Below are 20,412 nucleotides of genomic sequence, written 5' to 3' on the forward strand. Positions count from 1 at the left end.
CAGCTACAGCAGCAGAATCATCAGATCCTCATCCAGATACTCATCTCCAAGCTTCATCGCCTTCGGCTCTGTGCCATAGCAGATGAATCCAAGAGATTCGTATAGTCTTTTGGCAGCTACATTATTCGAGGTTACCGTTAAATTCAGAATTTCGAGCCCCGGCAACAGCCTCGCCCGGGCAATCAGCTCCATCATCAAGCGGCGGCCCACTCCTTGTTTACGGACATCCGAATCCACATATACTGAATATATATTAGCTTTATGATCAATTTTGGGCCGGCTCTCCCGGAAAAAAGTGACGATGCCCACCAGCTTCTCCTCAGCATCAAAAGCTCCCAGCGTGAAATTATTCTCCGAGGGCTCCAGCCTGATGCGGGTGGTGACTATAGACAGCTTCTTTTCCGATTCATAGGAGCTGAGATAGGCTTCCGGATGCAGCCGCAGCGACTGTAGCCGAAGCCCGCGGTAAACCTCCGCATCCACAGATGTCAGCATTCTTAGGTACAACGGTTTTGCCTCCTCAAGGAATTTAGGGATTCCAAATTGACAAAATTGCAGAATTTGGCTATATTTAGACAGTGTAAAATTATATTTTGAACAATTTAATTTCTCCGTTAATCAATCTTACATAATTATGAAAAGAGGGATTTACTATGATGATCGTGAGTTTAATACTCGTGGCCTTAGTTGCACTGGAGCATGTGTATATTCTAGTGCTGGAAATGTTCCTGTGGACTACCCCGCGGGCGCAAAAATCGTTCGGCACCACTCCGCAGTTCGCCCGGGAAACGAAATCGCTGGCGGCCAATCAGGGATTGTATAACGGCTTTCTGGCGGCCGGTCTAGTCTGGAGCCTGCTGCATCCGAATGATACCTTCAGTGTTCAGCTTCAATTGTTCTTCCTGATCTGTGTTGCGGTTGCAGCCATCTATGGCGGCATCACGGCCAAGAAATCCATTCTATTGGTTCAGGGCCTCCCGGCCTTCATTGCTCTGCTTGCCGTTATTCTGGCGAATCTGTAATTATGAGAATGGCCGCTCTTCCCTCACAGCTTCTGTGCGAACTGGTTCAGCTGCTCGGACATCGTCCGGATCTCCTCAATGAAGCTGGAGATTTCATTCGTTGAAGCAGCCTGCTCCTGCCCGACTGACGCAATCTGATGGATGGATTGGCTGATCTGCTTCATCGCGGCTTGGATCTCCCCCAGGGTATCCCGGATCCGCTGCGCAGACTGCTCGGTTTCCTTCGAGAATTTGCGGATTTCTTTCGCTACAACATCGAATCCCCGCCCCTTCTCTCCTGCGTGGGCAGCCTCAATGGCTGCATTAATCCCGAGCAGATTCGTCTGGTCGGCGACCTTTCTGAGGACAGCCAGTACCTCATCGCTTTTTTTGACACTTTCAGCGGTCGTTTCCGACTGGAGCAGCAGCTTCTGCGAGAAATCGGCAAGCAGCCCCGAGCCCTCTGCCACATGCCCAATCCGGGCGTTAGCCTGATTTAGGGAGACCGAGATCTGATCAGCGATTTCGCGCAGCTCGGTCTGTCTGCGGACCTGGATGCAGACCGCCCCGCAGACGCTTCCATCCTCTCCGTGTACCGGAAGAACCGTACCGACGAATTCATACCCATAGTAGTCCTTAGGGACATTAGCTTTCGAGAATTCATCATTTCTCAGCGCATGATACAGAGGTTCGTCCGCAAGAATTATCTGTCCTGCCCGAATTCCCAGATCAATGGACGTTCCAGGGAAATAAGCGATGAATTTCTCCACATCACAGACAGCAATAGATACATCATAGGGAAAAGCAGCTTTCAGGACCGGTGCCAGGTTCACTATATCTTCAAGGGAGCGGATAATGTTCTTCATGGATGTAGGTTCTCCTTTATTGAATTGCTCATTACACAGTACAGAACACAGTACAGAAATATCTAGATTAAGGTTCGACATTTTCCAATGACTATCCTTTATTCAAAAACTTAATATTTAAAATTTAATCATGTCCTCTTAACTTAAGTCAATGAAGCCCTGCAGGCACCTTAGTACAATATAACCACAATCAATAATCAATCAGGGGGGTTATGCTAATGTCTGCTGCAGTGGCTCGAACCGGGGGAATATCGCTCATTGTAATGGCGGTTGCCGCCGCGCTCTCGTACGGATATGTCCAAGGGAGTCTGGTAGTGGATGGAGATGCCGCTGGGACCTTCGCCAATCTTCAGGCCTCTCCGTCGCTGTTCAGGGCCGGGATTCTGGGCTGGGTACTGATTATGGCCTGTGATGTGGCAGCTGCCTGGGCCTTATATCTGGTGCTGAAGCCTGTGCATCCGGGCCTGTCCCTGCTGGGAGCATGGCTGCGCCTGGCTTATACGGCAGTGTTGGGGGTTGCTGTCTCCAGTCTGATCGTGGTATCACTTCTTACCGGTAACAGGGAGGTTGCGCTTTCCGGCTTCACACGAGGGGAGCTGCAGGCGGAGGTCATGCTTATTCTTCATGCTTTTGAAGCGGTATGGTCGGCTGGTTTGATTCTGTTCGGGGGGCATCTGCTGATTATAGGTGTGCTGGCGTTATGGTCGGAAAATATTCCGAAGCCCGTCAGTGTGCTGCTGCTGCTGGCAGGCTTCGGCTATATTATGGTTCATCTGTGCGGCACACTTGTGCCCGGGTATGGGGAATTCCTCCAAATCATCAAATGGGTGTTCATGCTGCCGATGACCGCAGGGGAGCTGGGGCTCGGCATCTGGCTGCTGTTCAAAGTCCCGGCTGCGCGTGTTCGCGCTCAAGCCGCTTCTTAATCCGGCTGAGCGACTCCGGTGTCATCCCGAGATAGCTGGCCAGCTGATGCTGGGGGACGCGGCTGATCAGGCCGGGCCTCCGATGCAGCAGTGCCTTGAGGCGGTCTTCGGGGGATGCCGCAATGAAGGCGGCGAATTCCGCCTGCACCTGTCCGAAATTCTCCTCGATCATCCGGCGTGTCATCAGCTCCAGCTGCGTGTGTCTGGCGTACATTTCCCTCTCGGTATTCAGCGAACCGACAACCAGTACGCAGTCCTCCAGACAAGTCAGGCTGTATTCCGACGAGGCCTCCTCTTTATGCGCATTGAAGATAGCGATCGCCTGCTCCTCTGTGTAGAAATTCGAGGTGATGTCGCGGCCTGTGACGTCAACACTATGCTGCCGTACGCATCCTTTTAACACGAAATAGCAATGACCGGGAACCTCCCCCTGCCTAAGCAGCGTGGCTCCCTTGCTGTATTCCTCAACAAGAATCTCCTCCAGAATGGCCTGCTGCTGCTCTTCACTGAGGGAGGTCAGCCGGGTCATATATTGGAGTAATCTATGCTTCATGTTTCGGATTCCTCCTTATAACGCTGCTGACAACATGTCAGCAGCGTTTGAACATTCTTGCACTCATGTATTGATTATACTAACATCGGCATCACTTTTCTCCTTCTTGCTTCGCATGGAGTACAGGACGAACAACAGAATGAACCATAGGGGAGTAAACAGCAGCGCCGGACGGGTATCATCTGCGAACAGCATAATGATCAGAATAGCAGCAAACAACGTTAATACCGCATAATTGATAACCGGTGTGAACGGTGCTTTGAATTTGGACGCGGCATGTAAGTCCGGACGGTTTTTCTTATACTTGATATGACATACGAGCACAACCCCCCACACCCAGATGAAGCAAATGGCGCTGATCGTTGTAACGATGCCGAAGGCCTGGCCCGGAATAAGCTTGCTGAGCAGCGCCCCGGCCGATATAACTATTGTAGAAATAAATAAAGAGTTAGCAGGCACATGATTTCGGTTCAGCTTGCCGAGCTGCGGGGAGGCCTGATCCCTTCTGCTCAGATTATACAGAATCCGGCTGGTTGAGAACATCCCGCTGTTGCAGGCGGAAGCCGCTGAGGTTAAGACGACGAAATTGATAATACCTGCAGCAACCGGAATCCCGACCAGATTGAAGGTCCGCACAAAAGGACTTTCAGCCGCACTGAGCTGGGTCCACGGGTTAATGCACAGCAGGACGAAGAGCGCGCCTACATAGAAGAAGAGAATCCGCAGAGGAATTTTGTTAATCGCCGACGGAATATTTTTCTCCGGATCTGCTGTTTCTGCGGCTGATACACCCACAAGCTCCACACCGACATAAGCGAACACAACCATCTGGAAGGAAAATAAGAAGCCCTTGACACCGTTCGGGAACACACCCCCGTGCTCCCAGAGATTGCGGACCGTCACCGATCCCGCATCCGTCTTGAACCCGATGACCAGCAGAATGATTCCCAGGCCAATTAAGGCAAGAATCGTGACGACTTTGATGAGAGCAAACCAGAATTCGAGTTCGCCGAAGCTTTTGACCGTCAGCAGATTGAGTCCTAACAGAATAATCAGGCAGATGACGGCCGGTACCCACTGCGGGATATCGAACCAGTACTGCACATAGACGCCCACTGCAATCACATCCGCCATCGCCGTCATAATCCAGCAGAACCAGTAGGTCCAGCCTGTAATGAACGCAGCCCGCGGTCCCAGATAGTCTTCAGCAATGTCCGTAAAAGATTGATATCCCGCTTTGGAGAGCAGCAGCTCACCCAGCGCCCTCATCACAAAAAACACGGCAATTCCCACGAGTAAATACGTGATCATAATGGACGGCCCGGCCTGCTGAATCGCTCTGCCTGATCCCAGGAATAACCCTGTACCAATCGTGCCGCCGATAGCGATCAGCTGTACATGCCGGTTCGCCAAATCTCTCTTTAATTCTGTCTGTGCCATTGCCTTTTTCCCCCTTAATGTGTACAACGCTTTGCTGCCAAATAACATAAAAAAGAGATTGGATGTCATCCAATCTCCCGGTTCATAAGAATATCAAAATAAGCTACCTGCGCCGCTGACCGTAATTAATCAGCATAACAAATACAAATTCCGTACTCTTCTGTCCTTTTGCCTGAGATTGTGAACCCTTCGGCGCTACGGTCTCCCGCAGTCTCTCCAGAAGCTGCTCCTGCTATAGTGTGATCCATAGCAATCATAGCCCGTGTAATGTATTAAATTGGTGAAGCGTTAATGCATTCTGATATTCTAACATATTACTCGGCATGTGAGTATTGAACAGTGATAAAAGTCTCCTACCTATGGCTAGATGTCTAGGGTGCGCTCCTGCACTGCAGCGGCATAAATGTTGTACGTTTTGCAACTTGGATGCGCAGACACCCGGTTGTTTAGATAGATTGTTGTATGAAATACAAGAATTTCCACGCTAAACCGTATGAAGGAGGAGAAATGCTGCCTTTTGTACAACAATTTTCGATTTAGTCCAATTTAATGAATCGAATGTTGTATTTTGTATAGGATTTTAGAAAGTCACGGGCACGGAGGATGAGTTTGCCGGTAATACCTTGGCTCTGCATTAAAAAAAAGCAGACAGGCAACAGCCCATCCGCTCATTTGATCCAACATTATTAAGCTATTTATTTAATGATTACATAATCCAGGCCAACCAGCTTGGCGTAGGTTACGATCTGATCTGTAGTCAAGTTGAGCGACACCACGGTATGGTGGCCGCCGCCGTTCTCGATCCATGCTTTAATTCCATCCTGGAAGTTAGGCTTCACCTGCCAGAGCACACGGGCCACTGGAAGATTCGGAGCCGGAACCGTCGGCTCGAAGGCAGTAACTTCATTGATCAGCAGCTTGTAATGCGTGCCAAAGTCAGCCATCGATACCACAACGCCTTCGCCGGCTTTGCCGTCGAATACGAGACGGGCCGGATCTTCGCGGTCGCCGATACCCAGCGGAGACACAAGCACCTTCGGCTTGTTGCTGGCCAGGCTCGGGTCAACCTCAAGCATGTGGGACTGCAGAATCGCTTCCTGTCCGGCAGCCATTTCGTAGGTGTAATCTTCCATGAATCCGGTGTTCAGGTTATGGCTCATCACCTTCATCAGGCGGTCCAGGGCTGCTGTCTTCCAGTCCCCTTCGCCGGCGAAGCCGTAGCCTTGTGCCATCAGACGCTGAACGGCAAGACCGGGAAGCTGCTTCATGCCGTGCAGGTCTTCGAAGTTCGAAGTGAACGCATTGTAGTTGCCGGCATCCAGGAAGCGTTTGAGGGCAATTTCATAGCTGGCCTGTACCTTCACGCTGGCTTCCCATGCTTCTTTGCTGTATGAACCGTAATCGAAATCATACTGCTCTGCATATTCAGCGAACAGCGCATCAATTTCTTCTTCCTTCACTTCGTTTACATACGCAACCAGGTCGCCGATCCCGAAGTAATCCACGGTCCAGCCGAACTGAATCTGGGCTTCTACCTTGTCGCCTTCGGTAACGCCCACGTTACGCATGTTGTCGCCGAAGCGGGCCACTTTGATGTTGAAGCTTTCGTTATACGCAACGGCAACGTCCATCCATTCGGCAATTTGCTTCTGGACTTCGGCGCGTTCCCAGTACCCTACTACCACTTTGTTCTGTTTCTTCAGGCGGGCATTGATGAACCCGTATTCACGGTCGCCATGGGCAGCCTGGTTCAGGTTCATGAAGTCCATATCCAGTGTGGCCCAAGGAATGCTCTCATTGTATTGCGTAGCCAGGTGCAGAAGCGGCTTCTGCAGCAGCTTCGTGCCGCGGATCCACATTTTGGCCGGGGAGAAGGTATGCATCCAGGTAATCACACCGGCAACCTCGTCACGGTAGTTGACTTCTTTCATGATCGAAGTGATTTTGTCTGCACTGACCGCCAGATCCTGCAGCACCAGCGGATAAGGCAGCACCCCGCTGTTATTGAGGGCATCCGTCATCTCCTGTGCATGAGCTTTGACTTCACCGAGGGCTTCTTCTCCGTACAGATGCTGTGATCCTACAACAAACCAGAATTGCTTAGCGCTTACTGTTGACATATTATTTCATCCTCTTCTCTTGGATAATATATAAATCAGATTATTTCTGACCGTAATAAGCGCCTTTACCATGCTTGCGCAGATAGTGTTTATCCAGAATCCGCTGCGGCAATTCTTCAGCGAAATGGTTCAGCTCGCGGGCAAAATGGTTCAGCTTGGACACTTCCTCCAGCACCACGCTGTTCATCACTGCATCATGGGCATTCTTCCCCCAGGTGAACGGGCCATGGCCTTTCAGCAAGACGCCGGGAACTGCCATAATATCAAGGCCCCGCTGTTCAAAAGTCTCAATGATCACGCGTCCGGTCTCCGCTTCATAGCCGCGGTCAACCTCCTCCTGCGTCAGGAAGCGCGCGCAGGGTACCGCGCCATAGAAGGTGTCGGCATGTGTCGTGCCCATTACAGCAACATCCAGCCCGGCCTGCGCCCAGATGGTCGCCCAGGTCGAATGCGTGTGCACGATGCCGCCGATTTCTGCATAATGCTTGTAGAGTACGGCATGGGTCGGTGTATCCGAGGATGGTCTCATCTCCCCTTCAACCACGTTACCGTCGAAATCCACTACGACCATATCACTCGGTTTCATTTTGTCATAGCTGACGCCGCTTGGTTTGATGACGAATACGCCTTTCTCACGGTCAACTGCGCTCACATTGCCCCAGGTGTATTTGACAAGTCCATGCTTAGGCAGGTCCAGATTGGCCTCGAATACCTCTTCTTTCAGTTGCTCCAACATAGGTTAACCCCTCCCGTTTTCTACCAGATGATCTACAGCAGCCTGCTCGATCGCGATCCCTGCAGTGTAACGTTCCATGAACAGCTCGAAGCCCTTCACATCAGCCGCATCCGGATGGATGACTTGTCCTTCCACATCCTTAAATACCTTGTGGTCAAGGAAGTCATCCAGACGCTCCTGCTGTGCTTTGTTCTGCATGTAAGAGGCCAGAATCGCCATCCCCCATGCGCCGCCTTCTCCGGCTGTTGCCATGACAGAGACAGGGACGTTCATTGCAGCGGCAACGATTTTCTGCCCGACCACAGGAGTTTTGAATAACCCGCCGTGAGCCAGAATACTGTCGATGGACACTTGCTCCTGCTTGGTCAGAATATCCATTCCGATCTTCAGCGCGCCAAAAGCGGAGAATAAATGCGTCCGCATGAAGTTGGCCAGATTGAAGCGGCTCTCCGGTGAGCGTACAAACAACGGCCGGCCTTTCTCAATCCCGGTAATATTCTCCCCGGAGAAATACCCGTAGCTCAGCAGACCGCCGCCGTCAGCATCCGCCTCCAGTGCTTTATTGAACAGGACACTGAACAATTGCCCTGGGTCTGCCTTAAAGCCCATCGCCTCCGAGAATTCACGGAACAGGCCGATCCAGGCGTTGAGATCACTGGAACAGTTGTTGGCATGAACCATGCCGACCGGACTGCCGTCTGGAGTTGTTACCATATCAATCTCCGGATATACGGCTGTAAGATCCTTCTCCAGCACGATCATTGCAAACACGGAAGTACCTACGGAGATGTTACCGGTCCGTTTGCGGACACTGTTCGTAGCAACCATACCTGTTCCGGCGTCGCCTTCCGGAGGACACAGCGGAATACCCGGCTGCAGCTCCCCGGACGCATCCAGAATTAACGCACCCGCTTCTGTTAATAGCCCTGCCTGCTCGCCCGCAGTATACACTTTAGGGAGAATATCTTTCAGCTTCCAAGGGTAGCCCTTGTCTGCAATGAGTTCATCGAACTGTGCAACCATCGCTGCATTGTAATCCTGCGTGGCCTCATCTATCGGGAAAACCCCCGAAGCATCGCCGATCCCGATCGCCTTGCTGCCGGTCAGCAGCCAGTGAATATACCCGCCCAGCGTTGTTACGAACTCCGCCTGAGGCACATGCTCTTCCCCGTTCAGTATCGCCTGATACAGGTGCGCTATGGTCCAGCGTTCAGGGATGTTGAACTGGAAGACCTCCGTTAATTCTTTGGCCGCAGCACCGGTTGTTGCATTACGCCAGGTCCGGAACGGAACCAGCAGCCCGCCTGCGCTGTCAAAAGCCATATATCCGTGCATCATTGCCGAGAACCCGATAGAACTAACGGTCTTAAGCGTAATACCGTATTTCTGCTGGACTACCTGCTTCAGTTCATGGTAAGCCTCCTGCAGGCCCTTGATAATGTCTGTCAAATGATACGTCCAGTACCCGCCCTCAAGCAGATTCTCCCACTCGAAGCTTCCGGATGCGATGGTCTCAAACCGCTGATCAATCAGTACTGCCTTGATACGTGTGGATCCAAATTCGATACCCAGTGAAGTTTCTCCCTTAAGTATCGCTTGCCCGATGTTCTGATCCATGCCCACGTTACTCCTCTCTGAACCAAACTGTTATAATAGAAATGGAAAGAAGGCGCTTCCTTTATTAACAGACTTAGTATATTTTTTGTTCGTACATTTGTCAACATAACACACAAGATATACATACAAATTTTACAGTAAGAAATCCATATTTCCCTTGAAACGCTTATACATAGTAGACATTGGATTATAATAACGATATATTCATACTATAATGTGTACGTACAACTATTGCGGATATACCGATTCGCATATGAACAACCATGAAAGAAGTGAGCCGGGTGAAAACCAAATACCAGATTATTTTTGATGATATAAAAAGCAATATACTGTCAGGAACCTATAGTGTGGGCGAGCAGATTCCTACAGAATTAGCCTTGCAGGACACCTATGGTGTGAGCCGGCAAACCGTCCGGAAGGCTATCCTGGAGCTATCCAATGAGGGCTTTCTAAGAAGCGAGAAGGGATCAGGCACCTATGTAAGCAGCCAGTTCCGGTCCAAATCGGGGGGCAACCCCAATACGAAAACCATCGGTGTCATCACGACCTACCTCTCGGATTACATCTTTCCTTCCATCATCCGCGGGATCGAGAGCAGACTTAACGAGGATAATTATTCGCTGCTGCTCGCCAGCACCAATAATGATGTCGCCCAGGAGAAGAAGGCGCTGGAAATGATGCTGTCCTTTGGCGTCGATGGTCTGATTATTGAGCCTACGAAGAGCAATCTGTACAACCCTAATATTGCATACTATCTGTCGTTCAAAGAACAGGATGTCCCGTTTATCATGATTAATGCTTATTATGAAGAACTGGAGGTGCCTTTCTTCTGCCTTGATGATGTGCAGTCCAGTTATCTGGCAACCAAAGAGCTAATCTCGAAGGGCCACACCCAGATCGGTATTATCGCCAAAATGGATGACCTGCAGGGCAAATACCGCATGAAGGGGTATATCAAAGCGCTTGGAGAAGCCAAATTACGCTTTCACCCCGAGCAGGTGCTGTCCTTCGATACCGAGTCCAAGCAAGCCCTGTCCGAGAACCTGAAGCAGTTCCTGACCGATAACAGAGAGGTATTAACAGCTATTGTCTGCTATAACGATGAGGTTGGCCTGGAAGTCGTAAATGTGTGCAGACAGCTGGAAATTTCGATTCCGGAGGATTTATCAATTATTGGCCAGGATAATTCTTATATCGCCAAGAATGCGGGCATTAAGCTCACAACCTTAACCCATCCGCAGGAGCAGATGGGCCGTGATGCTGCTGAATGGGTTATTAAAAAGCTGCAGGGGAAGAAGGATTTGCGGAACAGCACCTATTATCAGCCTGTGCTGATTGAGGGGGAGACGGTAAGGGCGCTGGATTAGCAGAATTTTCAAGAAAAATTCACAAAGCAGTTCACCTATCCACTTTTCTAACATACCTTGAATAAACCACTGGAAAGGGGACAAATCAATGTATCTGCTCTGGGTGTTGATTATCGGCGGAATTATCGGCTGGCTAAGCGGCAATCTGATTGGACGCGACGTTCCAGGAGGCGTGCTGGGAAATATCATTGCCGGCTTTGTCGGCTCCTGGCTGGGTACCGAGCTGCTGGGGCCGAGGGGTCCCGTTGTTGGAGGATTCCATATCATTCCAGCCATTGTTGGTTCAATTATCGCCTTACTGATATTCTTTGCACTGGCCCGCGGGGGCGCATTCCGGAAACGTTAGAATCCCGCCGGCTCTAGCTTCAGCTTCATAACAGAGACCCTCCTGCAGTACCGGGGAGGGTCTCTGTCATGCATAACCCTTCATTCTTGCGGGGGAACCCTCCGTTATCCTTATAGAATCCTTAGAATCTCCTCTTAGACTGTGGAGATAGAAAGGATGATATACTATGCAGGACATTATTCTGGAAACCGAGAATCTGTGCAAAAGCTTCAAGCATCAAACCGTCGTGAGCAATGTATCACTTGCTGTACCGCGCAACTCGATCTATGGACTGCTTGGTCCGAATGGCGCCGGCAAATCAACAACACTCAAAATGTTCGCAGGCATGCTGCGCCCCGATTCCGGCAGCATCCGCATTCAAGGGCATGATTGGACCCGGAAGGACTTACGCAGAATTGGCGTACTGATTGAGGCGCCGCCGCTATATGAGAACCTGACCGCCCGTGAGAATCTCAAGGTACGTACACTTGCTCTCGGATTGCCGCAGTCCCGGATCGAAGAGGTGCTCACGACCGTGGATTTGGCCCGGACGGGGAAGAAGCGTGCCGGACAGTTCTCCATGGGGATGAAGCAGCGGCTCGGCATCGCGATTGCACTCCTGAACCAGCCGGAGCTGCTCATTCTGGACGAACCGACCAACGGGCTTGACCCTATCGGGATTCAGGAGCTGCGGGAGCTGATCCGTTCCTTCCCCGGGCAGGGAATCACTGTCATTCTCTCAAGTCATATGCTCTCCGAGGTCGAACAGGTAGCGGATCAGATCGGGATTATCGCCGGCGGAGTGCTGGGATATCAGGGTGCCATTCCCCACGGCCAAGAGCTGGAAGCCTTGTTCATGCAGGTGGCAGCAGCAGGCCGGAGGGAGGTTGCGCCTCATGCTTAATCATATTAGGGCTGAACGTTTAAAATGGCGGCGCACCTTCATCCCCAGTCTGGTCTGGATCGCCCCTGTATTCACGATGCTGCTGTGTGCCATTCTAATGGGCGGAAGCTATTTTCAGACCGGGGCTTATAACTGGTGGTACACCATGCTCTTGCCGGGGGCGTTGACACTCACTTGTTCACTGGCTCTGCATAAGGATGCCAAGATGAAATACCGCGGACTGCTGGCACTTCCCGTCGATCCGAAGATCCTCTGGGCCGGGAAAATCATCGCCTGTGCGCAGTGGCTGTCCGCGGCTCTCCTCCTGTTCCTGATTGGCATTACAGCAGGGGGAATGCTGTTTGGCCAGACCATTCCATTGCTGAACAGCATGGCCGGCAGCGCGCTGATCTTCATTACGTTTCTGTGGCAGATTCCACTGTGTCTGTTCCTGGCCGCACGGCTCGGATTATTCGCCGCTGTTCTGCTTAATATGTTCGGTACTGTCGTGGGCGTGGTTACCTTCGATGCCGGAGGACTGTGGGATTACATCCCCTATACGATTACTTTCAGACTCATGTGCCCGGTGCTGTCCATCCTGCCGAATGGCCTCCCGGTACCGGCGGACAGTCCGCTGAGAAGCACAGACATGATTCTGGCTGATGTGCTGGTCTCCCTGGTCTGGTTCGGATTACTGTTCCTGCTTACTGCACTATGGTTCCATAAGCAGGAGGCGAAGTAACATGGCCACACTACTGGGATTGCTGCGGGCGGATCTGCTCAAAACCCGGCACACACCGTTTCTGCTGATTCATCTGCTGGCCCCCTTAACCGGAGCTGCCGTGTTCCTGGCCTACTATTCTTACTCCCCATGGAGCGCCTCAGACAAGGCATTGGCGTTCATGCAGTCTCTGGGCTGTGCCCTTCCTGCCCTGATCGGGCTCGTCTGCTCCATGGCGGCGGAACAGGAAGCGAATGCAGGACAGTATCAAGGAATGCTTGCTATGCCTGCGGCCAGAATCACAACCTATATAAGTAAGCTGCTGCTCCTGTTGTGTTTTGGCCTTGGAGCCGTCCTGTTCGCTTACAGCCTCTTTGGCCTCGGCTTTAGCAGGATTCTGCAGCAGGACAGGCTGGGATTACCCTTTTACCTCACCGGGGCAGTTATTCTGTTCGGGAGCAATATATTTCTATACCTGCTTCACCTGACAGCCAGCCTGCAATTTGGCCGGGGGGCTTCTATTGGAACGGGGCTTGCGGGAAGTCTGGTGTCCGCCTTAATGCTCACCGGACTGGGCGATTCGATCTGGCCCTATATCCCCTTCGCCTGGGGTGTCCGCTTCATCTCTTTATGGACAATCCACGCTTCCGGTATCACGTTATCCCCTGCCGTATCCGGCCTGAATACCGGAATTGCGGTCTGCATATTGGGAACAATCACCGCTTCCCTGCTATGCCTCTTATGGTTCAGGCGCTGGGAAGGACGATCAACGGAGAATTAGACCTACAACTAATAATTGAGGGAATGAATATGGCCAAAATACTCGTAGTAGACGATGAGCCCGCCATCCTGTCGCTGATTCGCAATGCACTTCGTACGGATCAGCACCTGGTGACGGTGATCTCTGATTCCACCCAGGTGCGCCAGTCCGATCTTGGCGCATATGATCTTATTATGCTGGATGTCATGATGCCGGGGGTAGACGGCTTTACCCTTTGCCGGGAGATCCGCGCGGCAGTGGACTGCCCCATTCTTTTTTTAACGGCCAAAACACAGGAAAGCGATCTGATGTACGGCCTGGGTCTGGGGGCAGATGATTATATTGTGAAGCCCTTTGGTATAGGGGCGCTGCGGGCACGGATTGATGCCCACCTCAGGCGGGAGGGCAGGGAGAAGCGGAAGGTGCTGTATCTGGAGAACGTACATTTCAATCTCTCCGGTAAAGAGCTGTTTGTCCAGGCGGACAAGGTGACTCTGACCAAAAGCGAATATGAAATCTGCGAATTCCTGGCCCGCAGCCGCGGACAGGTCTTCTCCAAGGAACATATCTATGAAGCGGTCTTCGGGTATGACGGGGAAAGCGACAGCAGCGCTATTACGGAGCATATTAAGAATATCCGGGCCAAGCTGAGCAAATATGGAATGGATGTCATTGAGACCATCTGGGGGATCGGATATAAGTGGAAGCTGTAAAATTAACCAAAAGCGTACGCCTTCGCACCTTTTTCCTGCAATACCTCCTGTTCTTAAGTCTGGGAACGATCCTGCTGCTGGGCGTGCTGCTCGGCCTGTTCACGCTCGCTTTTGCCTGGGATGCCGTGCTGCCTGCAAACTATGCCGAGAAGGAGATTGCAGCGTTCAAGGAACGGCTTGCCTCAAGCGAAGCAGTAACGCCGCAAATGGTTCCGGACAGGGTGGATTATACCGTGTTCACCGGAGATGGAGAGCTGCTCGCCGGTAATCTGAAGCGCCAGGAAGCAATACATGCCTGGGAGATCGTGCAGCACGGGGATAGTCAGGGCTCTCATTTCTATACAACCGCCCGGCACGGGCAGGAAATCTGGATATTCCGGTATAGCTTAACGCCGCAGTACGCCTCTTCCCTGCTTCGCAGCTATCTGCCGAATCCTCAGCTGCTGGCCATCCTGCTCTTCATCTTCGGTGTTTTGCTCCAGGCCGCCCTGCTCGCCGCTCTGTTCGGCAGCAGACTGTCGAAGAAAATGGCCGGGCTGCAGGAAGCGACCGGGCACATCCAGCGTGAGAATCTGGAGTTCACCATTAAGCCCTGCGGAATCCGCGAGATCGATGAGGTGCTGGCCTCCCTGGACCGGATGAAGGAAGCCCTGAATGCCTCACTTAAGCGGCAGTGGGAGCTGGAACGTTCCCGCAGAGAACAGATTTCCGCGCTGGCCCACGACATTAAGACACCGCTCACCATCATCCGGGGAAACGCAGAGCTGCTGCAGGAGACCTCGCAGGATGATGCCCAGCGGGAGTATAACAGCTATATTCTCCGCAGCGCCGGGGACATCGAAGCCTTCGTACAGGAGGTTATTGATCTGTCCAGCCTGCAGGCTGGATCGGCCCGCCGGGAATCTCTTGTGCCAACAGGGGAAATTATTGAAGAGTTGGAGCTGCAGCTGAAGGCCCTCTCCTCCGGGAAGAACCTGCATACCTCTGTCCAGAAGAAGAACCTGCCCGAGTTCCTCTTCATTAATAAAGAGCTGCTGCTGCGGGGGATTGTTAACGTGCTTGCGAATGCGGCAGAGCATACACCTCCGCAGGGAAGTATCGGTCTGCTCGTGCAGGGTGGTGCTGATGCTGTTCATTTCATGATTACTGATACCGGCCGCGGCTTCTCACAGGCCGATCTGAAAGAAGCAACCCATCAGTTCTACAGGGGCGACCAGAGCCGAAGCTCCGGCAACCATCACGGGATGGGGCTCTACATTGCCCGGTCTGTGGCCGAGCAGCACGGGGGCAGCCTTAGTCTGGATAATGTATCCCCCTCCGGCGGAGGGAAGGTGACCATGAGCATTTCACAAATCAAGCAACCAGGCGACCCTGATTCTCTTTAAGAGGATTGGGGTTGCCTGATTTAATCCCCTTTTTAGTCGCCAGCCGCCCGTCAAATGTACCTTCTCTTATACACCAGAGTAATCTGCCCCGCTATGTACTCCGCGCTATACTCTGTACCCTCCTTAATCCACCACATTATAATCCCCAGCAAGGAAGCTGTAATAATATCAACCGAAGCCACTTCCCTGGCGGTGCTTATATTTCTGGCGTTCCGCCGTTTCTCGATCGTATTCTTGAGCAGGCTGCTCAAGTGGTTCGCGAAGCCCTTATGCTCCACCAATACAGCAAGAACCTTCCGGTACTCATAGAAATAATTCAAAAAGATAACCAGCTGCTGCTGTTCGTTGCTGCCTTTCACCTGTAATAACGGCTCCACCTTCTTGGACAGTTCATCAAAGATCTCATGAACCAGCTGGCGCAGCAGATCGTTAATATCCTCATAATGCAAATAAAACGTTGCCCGGTTCAATTCGGCGCGGCTGGCGATTCTTTTGACAGTTAATTGAGAAATCTCCACATTATCGGCCAACAATGAAAATACAGCATCCTTCAGCATCTTTTTCGAACGGATGGTTCTTGGATCAACCCTTTTGTCTTCTGGCATTTCATCCCTCTAACTTGTTTATTTGGCACTTCATCAACGCATTCGCCCAGACTGTCGATTAGTCGACATTTCTGCGGAAACTGCAAATAGGATTAACGCCTAAATCCTGATATGATTCATTTTATTGACACTGTGTTGAAAAAGCAATGAAGAGAGGCCTGTGCTATGCAAGAAGAATCCAAGACCATAAATAAAGGGATTTTACTGACCATCTTAATCTTTGGCTGTTTCTTATCTACCCTTAATCAGACGTTATTGAATGTCGCTTTAAGCAGTCTGATGGATGTATTCGCTGTCACGGCAACCACCGTACAATGGATTTCAACAGGCTTTATGCTGGTTAACGGGATATTGATTCCGGCCACAGCCTATTTAATGAAACGATTCACAACACGGCAATTATTTCTGAGTGCCATGTTGTTTCTGCTGATGGGCTCTATAATTTGTGCAGCAGCACCAAGCTTCAGTGTTCTCCTGATCGGGCGGATGATTCAGGCAGCCGGTGCAGGGATTATCATGCCGCTCCTGATGAGTGTTGTGCTCGCCATCTTCCCGGTTGAGAAGCGCGGCAGTGCGATGGGACTGCTCGGGCTGGCGATGATCTTCGCTCCTGCGATTGGTCCGACGCTCTCGGGATTTGTTGTAGAATATCACTCCTGGCGCTGGTTATTTATCGGTCTCATCCCGCTTGTCCTCATTGTTATCGTACTGGCCTTCAAGTATCTGGTGAATGTATCCGATACGGCCAAGTCGAAGCTTGACGTAGTAAGTGTTCTTTTATCGACGATCGGCTTCGGTCTTATTCTATACGGCTTCAGCAGTGCAGGCAGTAAAGGCTGGGGTGATGCGGTGGTGATCCTGACTTTGGCGGTTGGAGTCGCTGTAACGGCCCTATTCTGTCTCCGGCAAATTAAATCCGATGATCCGCTGCTGAACCTGGCCGTCTTCAACAATAAAGTCTTCACCTTAACCTCCCTCATTAACATATTAATCACCATGATGATGTACGCGGATATGATCCTGCTGCCTATTTATCTGCAGAAGGGACGCGGCTTCACCCCCTTTGATGCAGGACTGCTATTATTGCCGGGCGCGCTTGTCAATGCGTTCATGTCCCCCGTTACCGGCAAATTATATGACCGGTTCGGCGCGAAGCCGCTGTTCATCATTGGCTTACTGTTTATCATTCCGGCAATGTGGGCGGTAACCGATTTATCGGAATCTACAACATATACGTATCTGATGATTCGTACCATTGGCCTGCGGATTGGCCTAAGCTTCATTACCATGCCGCTCAATACGGCCGGACTCAACGCACTGCCGAGGCAGCTGGGTACGCATGGCACCGCCGTGAATAATACCGTGCGCCAGATCGCCGGGGCCATTGGTACGGCTGTCGTCATTACGATCTATACCGCGCAGGCAACAAGTCATGCAGCAACAGTCATGCGCAGCAACCCTTCTACTACAGCTGAGCACCTTAAATCCCTGGCCTCGATGCTGGGGGCAAGTGACGCCTATTACTTCATGATGATTCTAGCTGCCGCCGCGTTTGTAATCACCTTATTCATGCCGGTGAAGAGCAAGCTGCTGCCGGATAAAAAAGCGAATATAGCCAGCAAGGAAGATCCTCTGCTGTAACCGGGCTTGTGATCACAACAAATAGAGAAGCACCTCTTCAATACGTTGAAGTGGTGCTTCTCTATCAGTCCTCTTCCCAATTCCTGCGGTACAGGCGGGAAGCATGCTGCAGCGTATTCTTCGTATAGAGTTCAGTCTCAGCCACCAGACCCGCCACCTTGTCCCGGAAGGCAGCCTCCGGCAGTTCTTTGTCCAGAATCACCTCATAAACCTGCTGCAATTCCGATAAAGTGAACAGCTTAGGCATTAAGTGCAGCGCGATGCCGGTCTGCTCTGTTTCTTGGCGCAGCCGTTCGATGGCGCGGGCAATGATTTTCCCGTGATCAAAAGCAAGTCCGTCACTGGACTGGATGGAGTAAGTAACTGACCTGGAGGCCGGCTTGGCTGTCACCGTCCGGTCTATAACCGCCGTCAGTTCTCCTTCTCCGGCACCCAGCTTAAGCTCATAAGTAAAGGTTCTTACGTATCCTTCTTCCAGCAGCTCTTTGTGCTCCCCTAGAAGCCGGTAGCTTACCGTGAACCAGGCCGCGTCTTCGGCATCATCGCCCGCCTGCAGCTGGAACCGGCTGCTGTCAATCAAGGCCATATAGCTGCTGCTCATCACCCAGGTACGGGGGTCGCGGCCGGGATCGGTAACGGTATAGAGCTGCTCCAGGTATACATCAGCAACGCCGGTCTCCTCATACAGTTCACGTGCAGCCGCCTGCTCCCCGGTCTCATCCGGCTGGATGAAGCCGCCCGGCAGCGCCCACCGCCCCAGGCAGGGATGCCCTCCCCGGCGGATGAGCAGGATGCGCAGCTCTTTGTCCGGGAGCTTGAGAGAGTCGTCTGCCTCCTTGTCCGTAACCGTAAAAACAACCATATCCGCCGCCACCGAAGGCCGCTCATAATCACCTGCCCGGTATTGCTCCAGAAATTCACGTTCTGTAAATCCGTTACGATCTAATAATTCCAAGCGTCTCCGCCTCCCGGATTCTTTGTTCTAGTGCTGCAGCTCTCCGAAATAGTTCCCATAAGGCTTGAACTTCGCAAGTACATCGTCTACCTTACGCATGCGTTCTTCCAGCGTCCCCCTAAGCGTAATGTAGGGAATCCGCCGCTCCTTCAAATCTGCTATGATCTGCTTGTGAAAAACATGCCGTTTCTGGTCCCCGCTGCGATCCCAAGTATCGTCATAAGGAATATCGTCGTCACACAGGAAAAACAGATCGTACCGCTGCGCATTCTCCAGCGCCAGCCGGGTTAGCAGCTCCGGAGCCCGGCCGTGGTAATCCAGGGCGTACATGTAAGTGGTAATCGCATTCGTATCGGCAAACAGATACCGGTCTGCTGTAAGAAGCGCCTGTTCCTCCCGCTTGATATGGCCCACGGCAATGTCGTCAAAAGCCTCTATGCCGATCCGGCGGTCCACCTGATGCTCCGTCCAATAATCCCGCCCGTACTCGCTGGCAAAAGCCGTCCTATACTGTTCCGCCAGCGCTTCAGTAATCGTCGATTTGCCGGTAGACATCGCTCCTACAAACACAACCTTCGTAATTAGATCCCGGTATACAATGCCGCTTACATATTGCCGGTATTTAAAAGGATCAGAGCGGATCATGGTGGCCGATACCGGCACCTGCTGACGTGCTTCATCCACCCGCCGGTCTATTGCCCCCAGGGCAATGCTCATATGCCTGCCGTAGAACTCACTGGAATAAAAGTGGGTTACCTGCTCGCCCTTCAGCAGCCCCAGAATATACCGCTCTTCCCGGATCTCATGCTCACGGTCATCGGAGTACCCGTCCGGACCATCCCACGCTTCAATTACCCGCACCGATGAGGGATACAGCCTGCGTATCCAGTTCGCCCGGATATGCAGCGGGACCGGAGAGACGGACGTTTCATAGATCACCACGATCAATTCATCGACCTCCTGCAGCGCCGTTTCGATCATGAGCTGGTGCCCTTTATGCAGCGGAGCAAATTTTCCGAGGGTTAATCCGAGTGTCTTCATGCCAGCGCCTCCTTAACCCCTTTGTTCCAGTTATAGTAGCCGTATACCGCGTTAACCAGATAGGCGCTCCACATGACAATCATCAGCAGACCTTCACCACTGCCCTCCACCGTCCGGATCACCCAGAGCAGCACCGTGAACAGATTCAGCACAATGTAAACCAGCCACTGCTCCTTGAATCTCCGCACCATCAGAATCGTGGCCACTACGGATAACACGGTCGTGATGGCATCAATATAAGGTGAGTTCTGCGCAGGGATCAACGACAGGCTATACCCCAGCAGCAGCGCCCCGGAAATACAGACTGCCATTGTGAGGAGCATGCCTTTGGCCTCCATCTGACGCATGGACAGCTTGCCGCTCTGCATATTCTTCTTCCACATATAGAAGCCTACGACATTCATCGGCACGAAGAATAGCAGATTCAGCATAACCTCTCCGAATAATCCGTTAATATAAGCCAGGTAGGCGTAGCCGAAGGTGTTATACATCCCAAAGGCATAACTCATCAGCTTTCCCTTCGCCGTAAGCACCACGCACAGCACCCCGGTAATAAAGACCGTGAACCCAAGAAACGAATCCTTGGAAATAATTGTAAAACTAATTGCGATCAAAGTAAATATAACCAGCCAGACGATTTCGAACCCATTCCAGTTCCCCGCAATCTTTTTCACGCTGCATCCCTCCGCTTTCTGCACATATTCCTGTAGAAATAACTTATTAACGTTTTGATAATTACATCTTGTTAATATCAAGA

The 20,412-nt window shown here is 51.7% G+C and carries 21 protein-coding genes and 1 riboswitch; of the genes, 10 read left to right on the forward strand and 11 right to left on the reverse strand.

The window, feature by feature from the left end:
• Window positions 1-3: 3 nt before the first annotated feature.
• A complete protein-coding gene (locus tag NSQ73_RS29495) occupies window positions 4-507 on the reverse strand; it encodes a GNAT family N-acetyltransferase (protein ID WP_340989766.1) in 504 nt (167 codons plus the stop codon).
• 146 nt (window positions 508-653) lie between these two features.
• Between NSQ73_RS29495 and NSQ73_RS29500 the strand changes: the two genes are divergently transcribed.
• Window positions 654-1,022 (forward strand): DUF1304 domain-containing protein, encoded by a 369-nt coding sequence (locus NSQ73_RS29500; RefSeq protein ID WP_340989768.1) that lies wholly within the window; start codon window positions 654-656, stop codon window positions 1,020-1,022.
• A gap of 23 nt (window positions 1,023-1,045) precedes the next feature.
• On the opposite strand, the gene NSQ73_RS29505 is transcribed toward NSQ73_RS29500, so the two are convergent.
• Window positions 1,046-1,867 carry a methyl-accepting chemotaxis protein gene (locus tag NSQ73_RS29505; protein ID WP_042140495.1) on the reverse strand — a complete coding sequence of 274 codons (822 nt, stop codon included), beginning with the start codon at window positions 1,865-1,867 and terminating at the stop codon, window positions 1,046-1,048.
• A 218-nt stretch (window positions 1,868-2,085) separates the two neighbouring features.
• On the opposite strand from NSQ73_RS29505, the gene NSQ73_RS29510 reads away from it, so the two are divergent.
• On the forward strand, window positions 2,086-2,793 hold the full coding sequence (locus tag NSQ73_RS29510; RefSeq protein WP_340989770.1) for a DUF4386 domain-containing protein: 708 nt from the start codon (window positions 2,086-2,088) through the stop codon (window positions 2,791-2,793).
• Here the strand turns inward: NSQ73_RS29510 and NSQ73_RS29515 are convergent.
• From NSQ73_RS29515 to NSQ73_RS29535, 5 genes are all read right to left on the reverse strand, one after another.
• Window positions 2,750-3,346: a Crp/Fnr family transcriptional regulator gene (locus tag NSQ73_RS29515; protein WP_340989771.1), complete on the reverse strand. Its 597-nt coding sequence runs from the start codon at window positions 3,344-3,346 to the stop codon at window positions 2,750-2,752. The genes NSQ73_RS29510 and NSQ73_RS29515 overlap by 44 nt on opposite strands.
• 63 nt (window positions 3,347-3,409) lie before the next feature.
• Entirely contained in the window at window positions 3,410-4,786 is a 1,377-nt protein-coding gene (locus tag NSQ73_RS29520; RefSeq protein ID WP_340989773.1) for an amino acid permease, read from the reverse strand.
• A 150-nt stretch (window positions 4,787-4,936) separates the two neighbouring features.
• Window positions 4,937-5,016: riboswitch (glycine riboswitch) on the reverse strand.
• A 465-nt stretch (window positions 5,017-5,481) separates the two neighbouring features.
• Window positions 5,482-6,906 (reverse strand): L-arabinose isomerase, encoded by a 1,425-nt coding sequence (gene araA, locus NSQ73_RS29525; protein WP_039296120.1) that lies wholly within the window; start codon window positions 6,904-6,906, stop codon window positions 5,482-5,484.
• 40 nt (window positions 6,907-6,946) lie between these two features.
• Window positions 6,947-7,642: an L-ribulose-5-phosphate 4-epimerase gene (locus tag NSQ73_RS29530; RefSeq protein WP_042140499.1), complete on the reverse strand. Its 696-nt coding sequence runs from the start codon at window positions 7,640-7,642 to the stop codon at window positions 6,947-6,949.
• 3 nt (window positions 7,643-7,645) lie between these two features.
• Window positions 7,646-9,259 (reverse strand): xylulokinase, encoded by a 1,614-nt coding sequence (locus NSQ73_RS29535; protein WP_340989775.1) that lies wholly within the window; start codon window positions 9,257-9,259, stop codon window positions 7,646-7,648.
• 281 nt (window positions 9,260-9,540) lie between these two features.
• On the opposite strand from NSQ73_RS29535, the gene NSQ73_RS29540 reads away from it, so the two are divergent.
• From NSQ73_RS29540 to NSQ73_RS29570, 7 genes are all read left to right on the forward strand, one after another.
• Complete coding sequence (locus NSQ73_RS29540; protein ID WP_340989776.1) at window positions 9,541-10,626, forward strand: GntR family transcriptional regulator; 1,086 nt, start codon at window positions 9,541-9,543, stop codon at window positions 10,624-10,626.
• An 88-nt stretch (window positions 10,627-10,714) separates the two neighbouring features.
• Entirely contained in the window at window positions 10,715-10,972 is a 258-nt protein-coding gene (locus tag NSQ73_RS29545; protein ID WP_039296107.1) for a GlsB/YeaQ/YmgE family stress response membrane protein, read from the forward strand.
• Between the two features lie 166 nt (window positions 10,973-11,138).
• The gene (locus NSQ73_RS29550) at window positions 11,139-11,855 is read left to right on the forward strand and encodes a lantibiotic protection ABC transporter ATP-binding protein (RefSeq protein WP_076243680.1); all 717 of its coding nucleotides are present in this window, start codon (window positions 11,139-11,141) and stop codon (window positions 11,853-11,855) included.
• Window positions 11,848-12,576: a lantibiotic immunity ABC transporter MutE/EpiE family permease subunit gene (locus NSQ73_RS29555; RefSeq protein WP_340989778.1), complete on the forward strand. Its 729-nt coding sequence runs from the start codon at window positions 11,848-11,850 to the stop codon at window positions 12,574-12,576. The genes NSQ73_RS29550 and NSQ73_RS29555 overlap by 8 nt, the downstream gene beginning before the upstream one ends.
• Before the next feature lies 1 nt (window position 12,577).
• Window positions 12,578-13,336 carry a lantibiotic immunity ABC transporter MutG family permease subunit gene (locus tag NSQ73_RS29560; RefSeq protein WP_340989779.1) on the forward strand — a complete coding sequence of 253 codons (759 nt, stop codon included), beginning with the start codon at window positions 12,578-12,580 and terminating at the stop codon, window positions 13,334-13,336.
• A 29-nt stretch (window positions 13,337-13,365) separates the two neighbouring features.
• Window positions 13,366-14,028 carry a response regulator transcription factor gene (locus tag NSQ73_RS29565; protein WP_340989780.1) on the forward strand — a complete coding sequence of 221 codons (663 nt, stop codon included), beginning with the start codon at window positions 13,366-13,368 and terminating at the stop codon, window positions 14,026-14,028.
• Window positions 14,016-15,413, forward strand: coding sequence for a HAMP domain-containing sensor histidine kinase (locus NSQ73_RS29570; protein ID WP_340989781.1), 1,398 nt, complete (start codon window positions 14,016-14,018; stop codon window positions 15,411-15,413). The genes NSQ73_RS29565 and NSQ73_RS29570 overlap by 13 nt, the downstream gene beginning before the upstream one ends.
• A gap of 50 nt (window positions 15,414-15,463) precedes the next feature.
• On the opposite strand, the gene NSQ73_RS29575 is transcribed toward NSQ73_RS29570, so the two are convergent.
• On the reverse strand, window positions 15,464-16,018 hold the full coding sequence (locus NSQ73_RS29575) for a TetR/AcrR family transcriptional regulator (RefSeq protein ID WP_340989783.1): 555 nt from the start codon (window positions 16,016-16,018) through the stop codon (window positions 15,464-15,466).
• A 165-nt stretch (window positions 16,019-16,183) separates the two neighbouring features.
• Here NSQ73_RS29575 and NSQ73_RS29580 point away from each other — a divergent pair, with 165 nt between their 5' ends.
• Window positions 16,184-17,659: a DHA2 family efflux MFS transporter permease subunit gene (locus NSQ73_RS29580; protein ID WP_340989785.1), complete on the forward strand. Its 1,476-nt coding sequence runs from the start codon at window positions 16,184-16,186 to the stop codon at window positions 17,657-17,659.
• Window positions 17,660-17,723: 64 nt separating this feature from the next.
• Here NSQ73_RS29580 and NSQ73_RS29585 read toward each other — a convergent pair whose 3' ends face one another.
• The 3 genes from NSQ73_RS29585 to pnuC are packed head-to-tail and all read right to left on the reverse strand — an operon-like array spanning window position 17,724 to window position 20,329.
• Entirely contained in the window at window positions 17,724-18,614 is an 891-nt protein-coding gene (locus NSQ73_RS29585) for an NUDIX hydrolase (RefSeq protein ID WP_340989787.1), read from the reverse strand.
• 27 nt (window positions 18,615-18,641) lie between these two features.
• Complete coding sequence (locus NSQ73_RS29590) at window positions 18,642-19,655, reverse strand: AAA family ATPase (protein ID WP_340989788.1); 1,014 nt, start codon at window positions 19,653-19,655, stop codon at window positions 18,642-18,644.
• The gene (gene pnuC / locus NSQ73_RS29595) at window positions 19,652-20,329 is read right to left on the reverse strand and encodes a nicotinamide riboside transporter PnuC (RefSeq protein WP_340989790.1); all 678 of its coding nucleotides are present in this window, start codon (window positions 20,327-20,329) and stop codon (window positions 19,652-19,654) included. The genes NSQ73_RS29590 and pnuC overlap by 4 nt, the downstream gene beginning before the upstream one ends.
• Window positions 20,330-20,412 lie beyond the last annotated feature (83 nt).

Origin of the sequence: Paenibacillus sp. FSL R10-2736 (assembly GCF_038000245.1) — a bacterium.
GTDB classification, from domain to species: Bacteria; Bacillota; Bacilli; order Paenibacillales; family Paenibacillaceae; genus Paenibacillus_AQ; species Paenibacillus_AQ phytohabitans.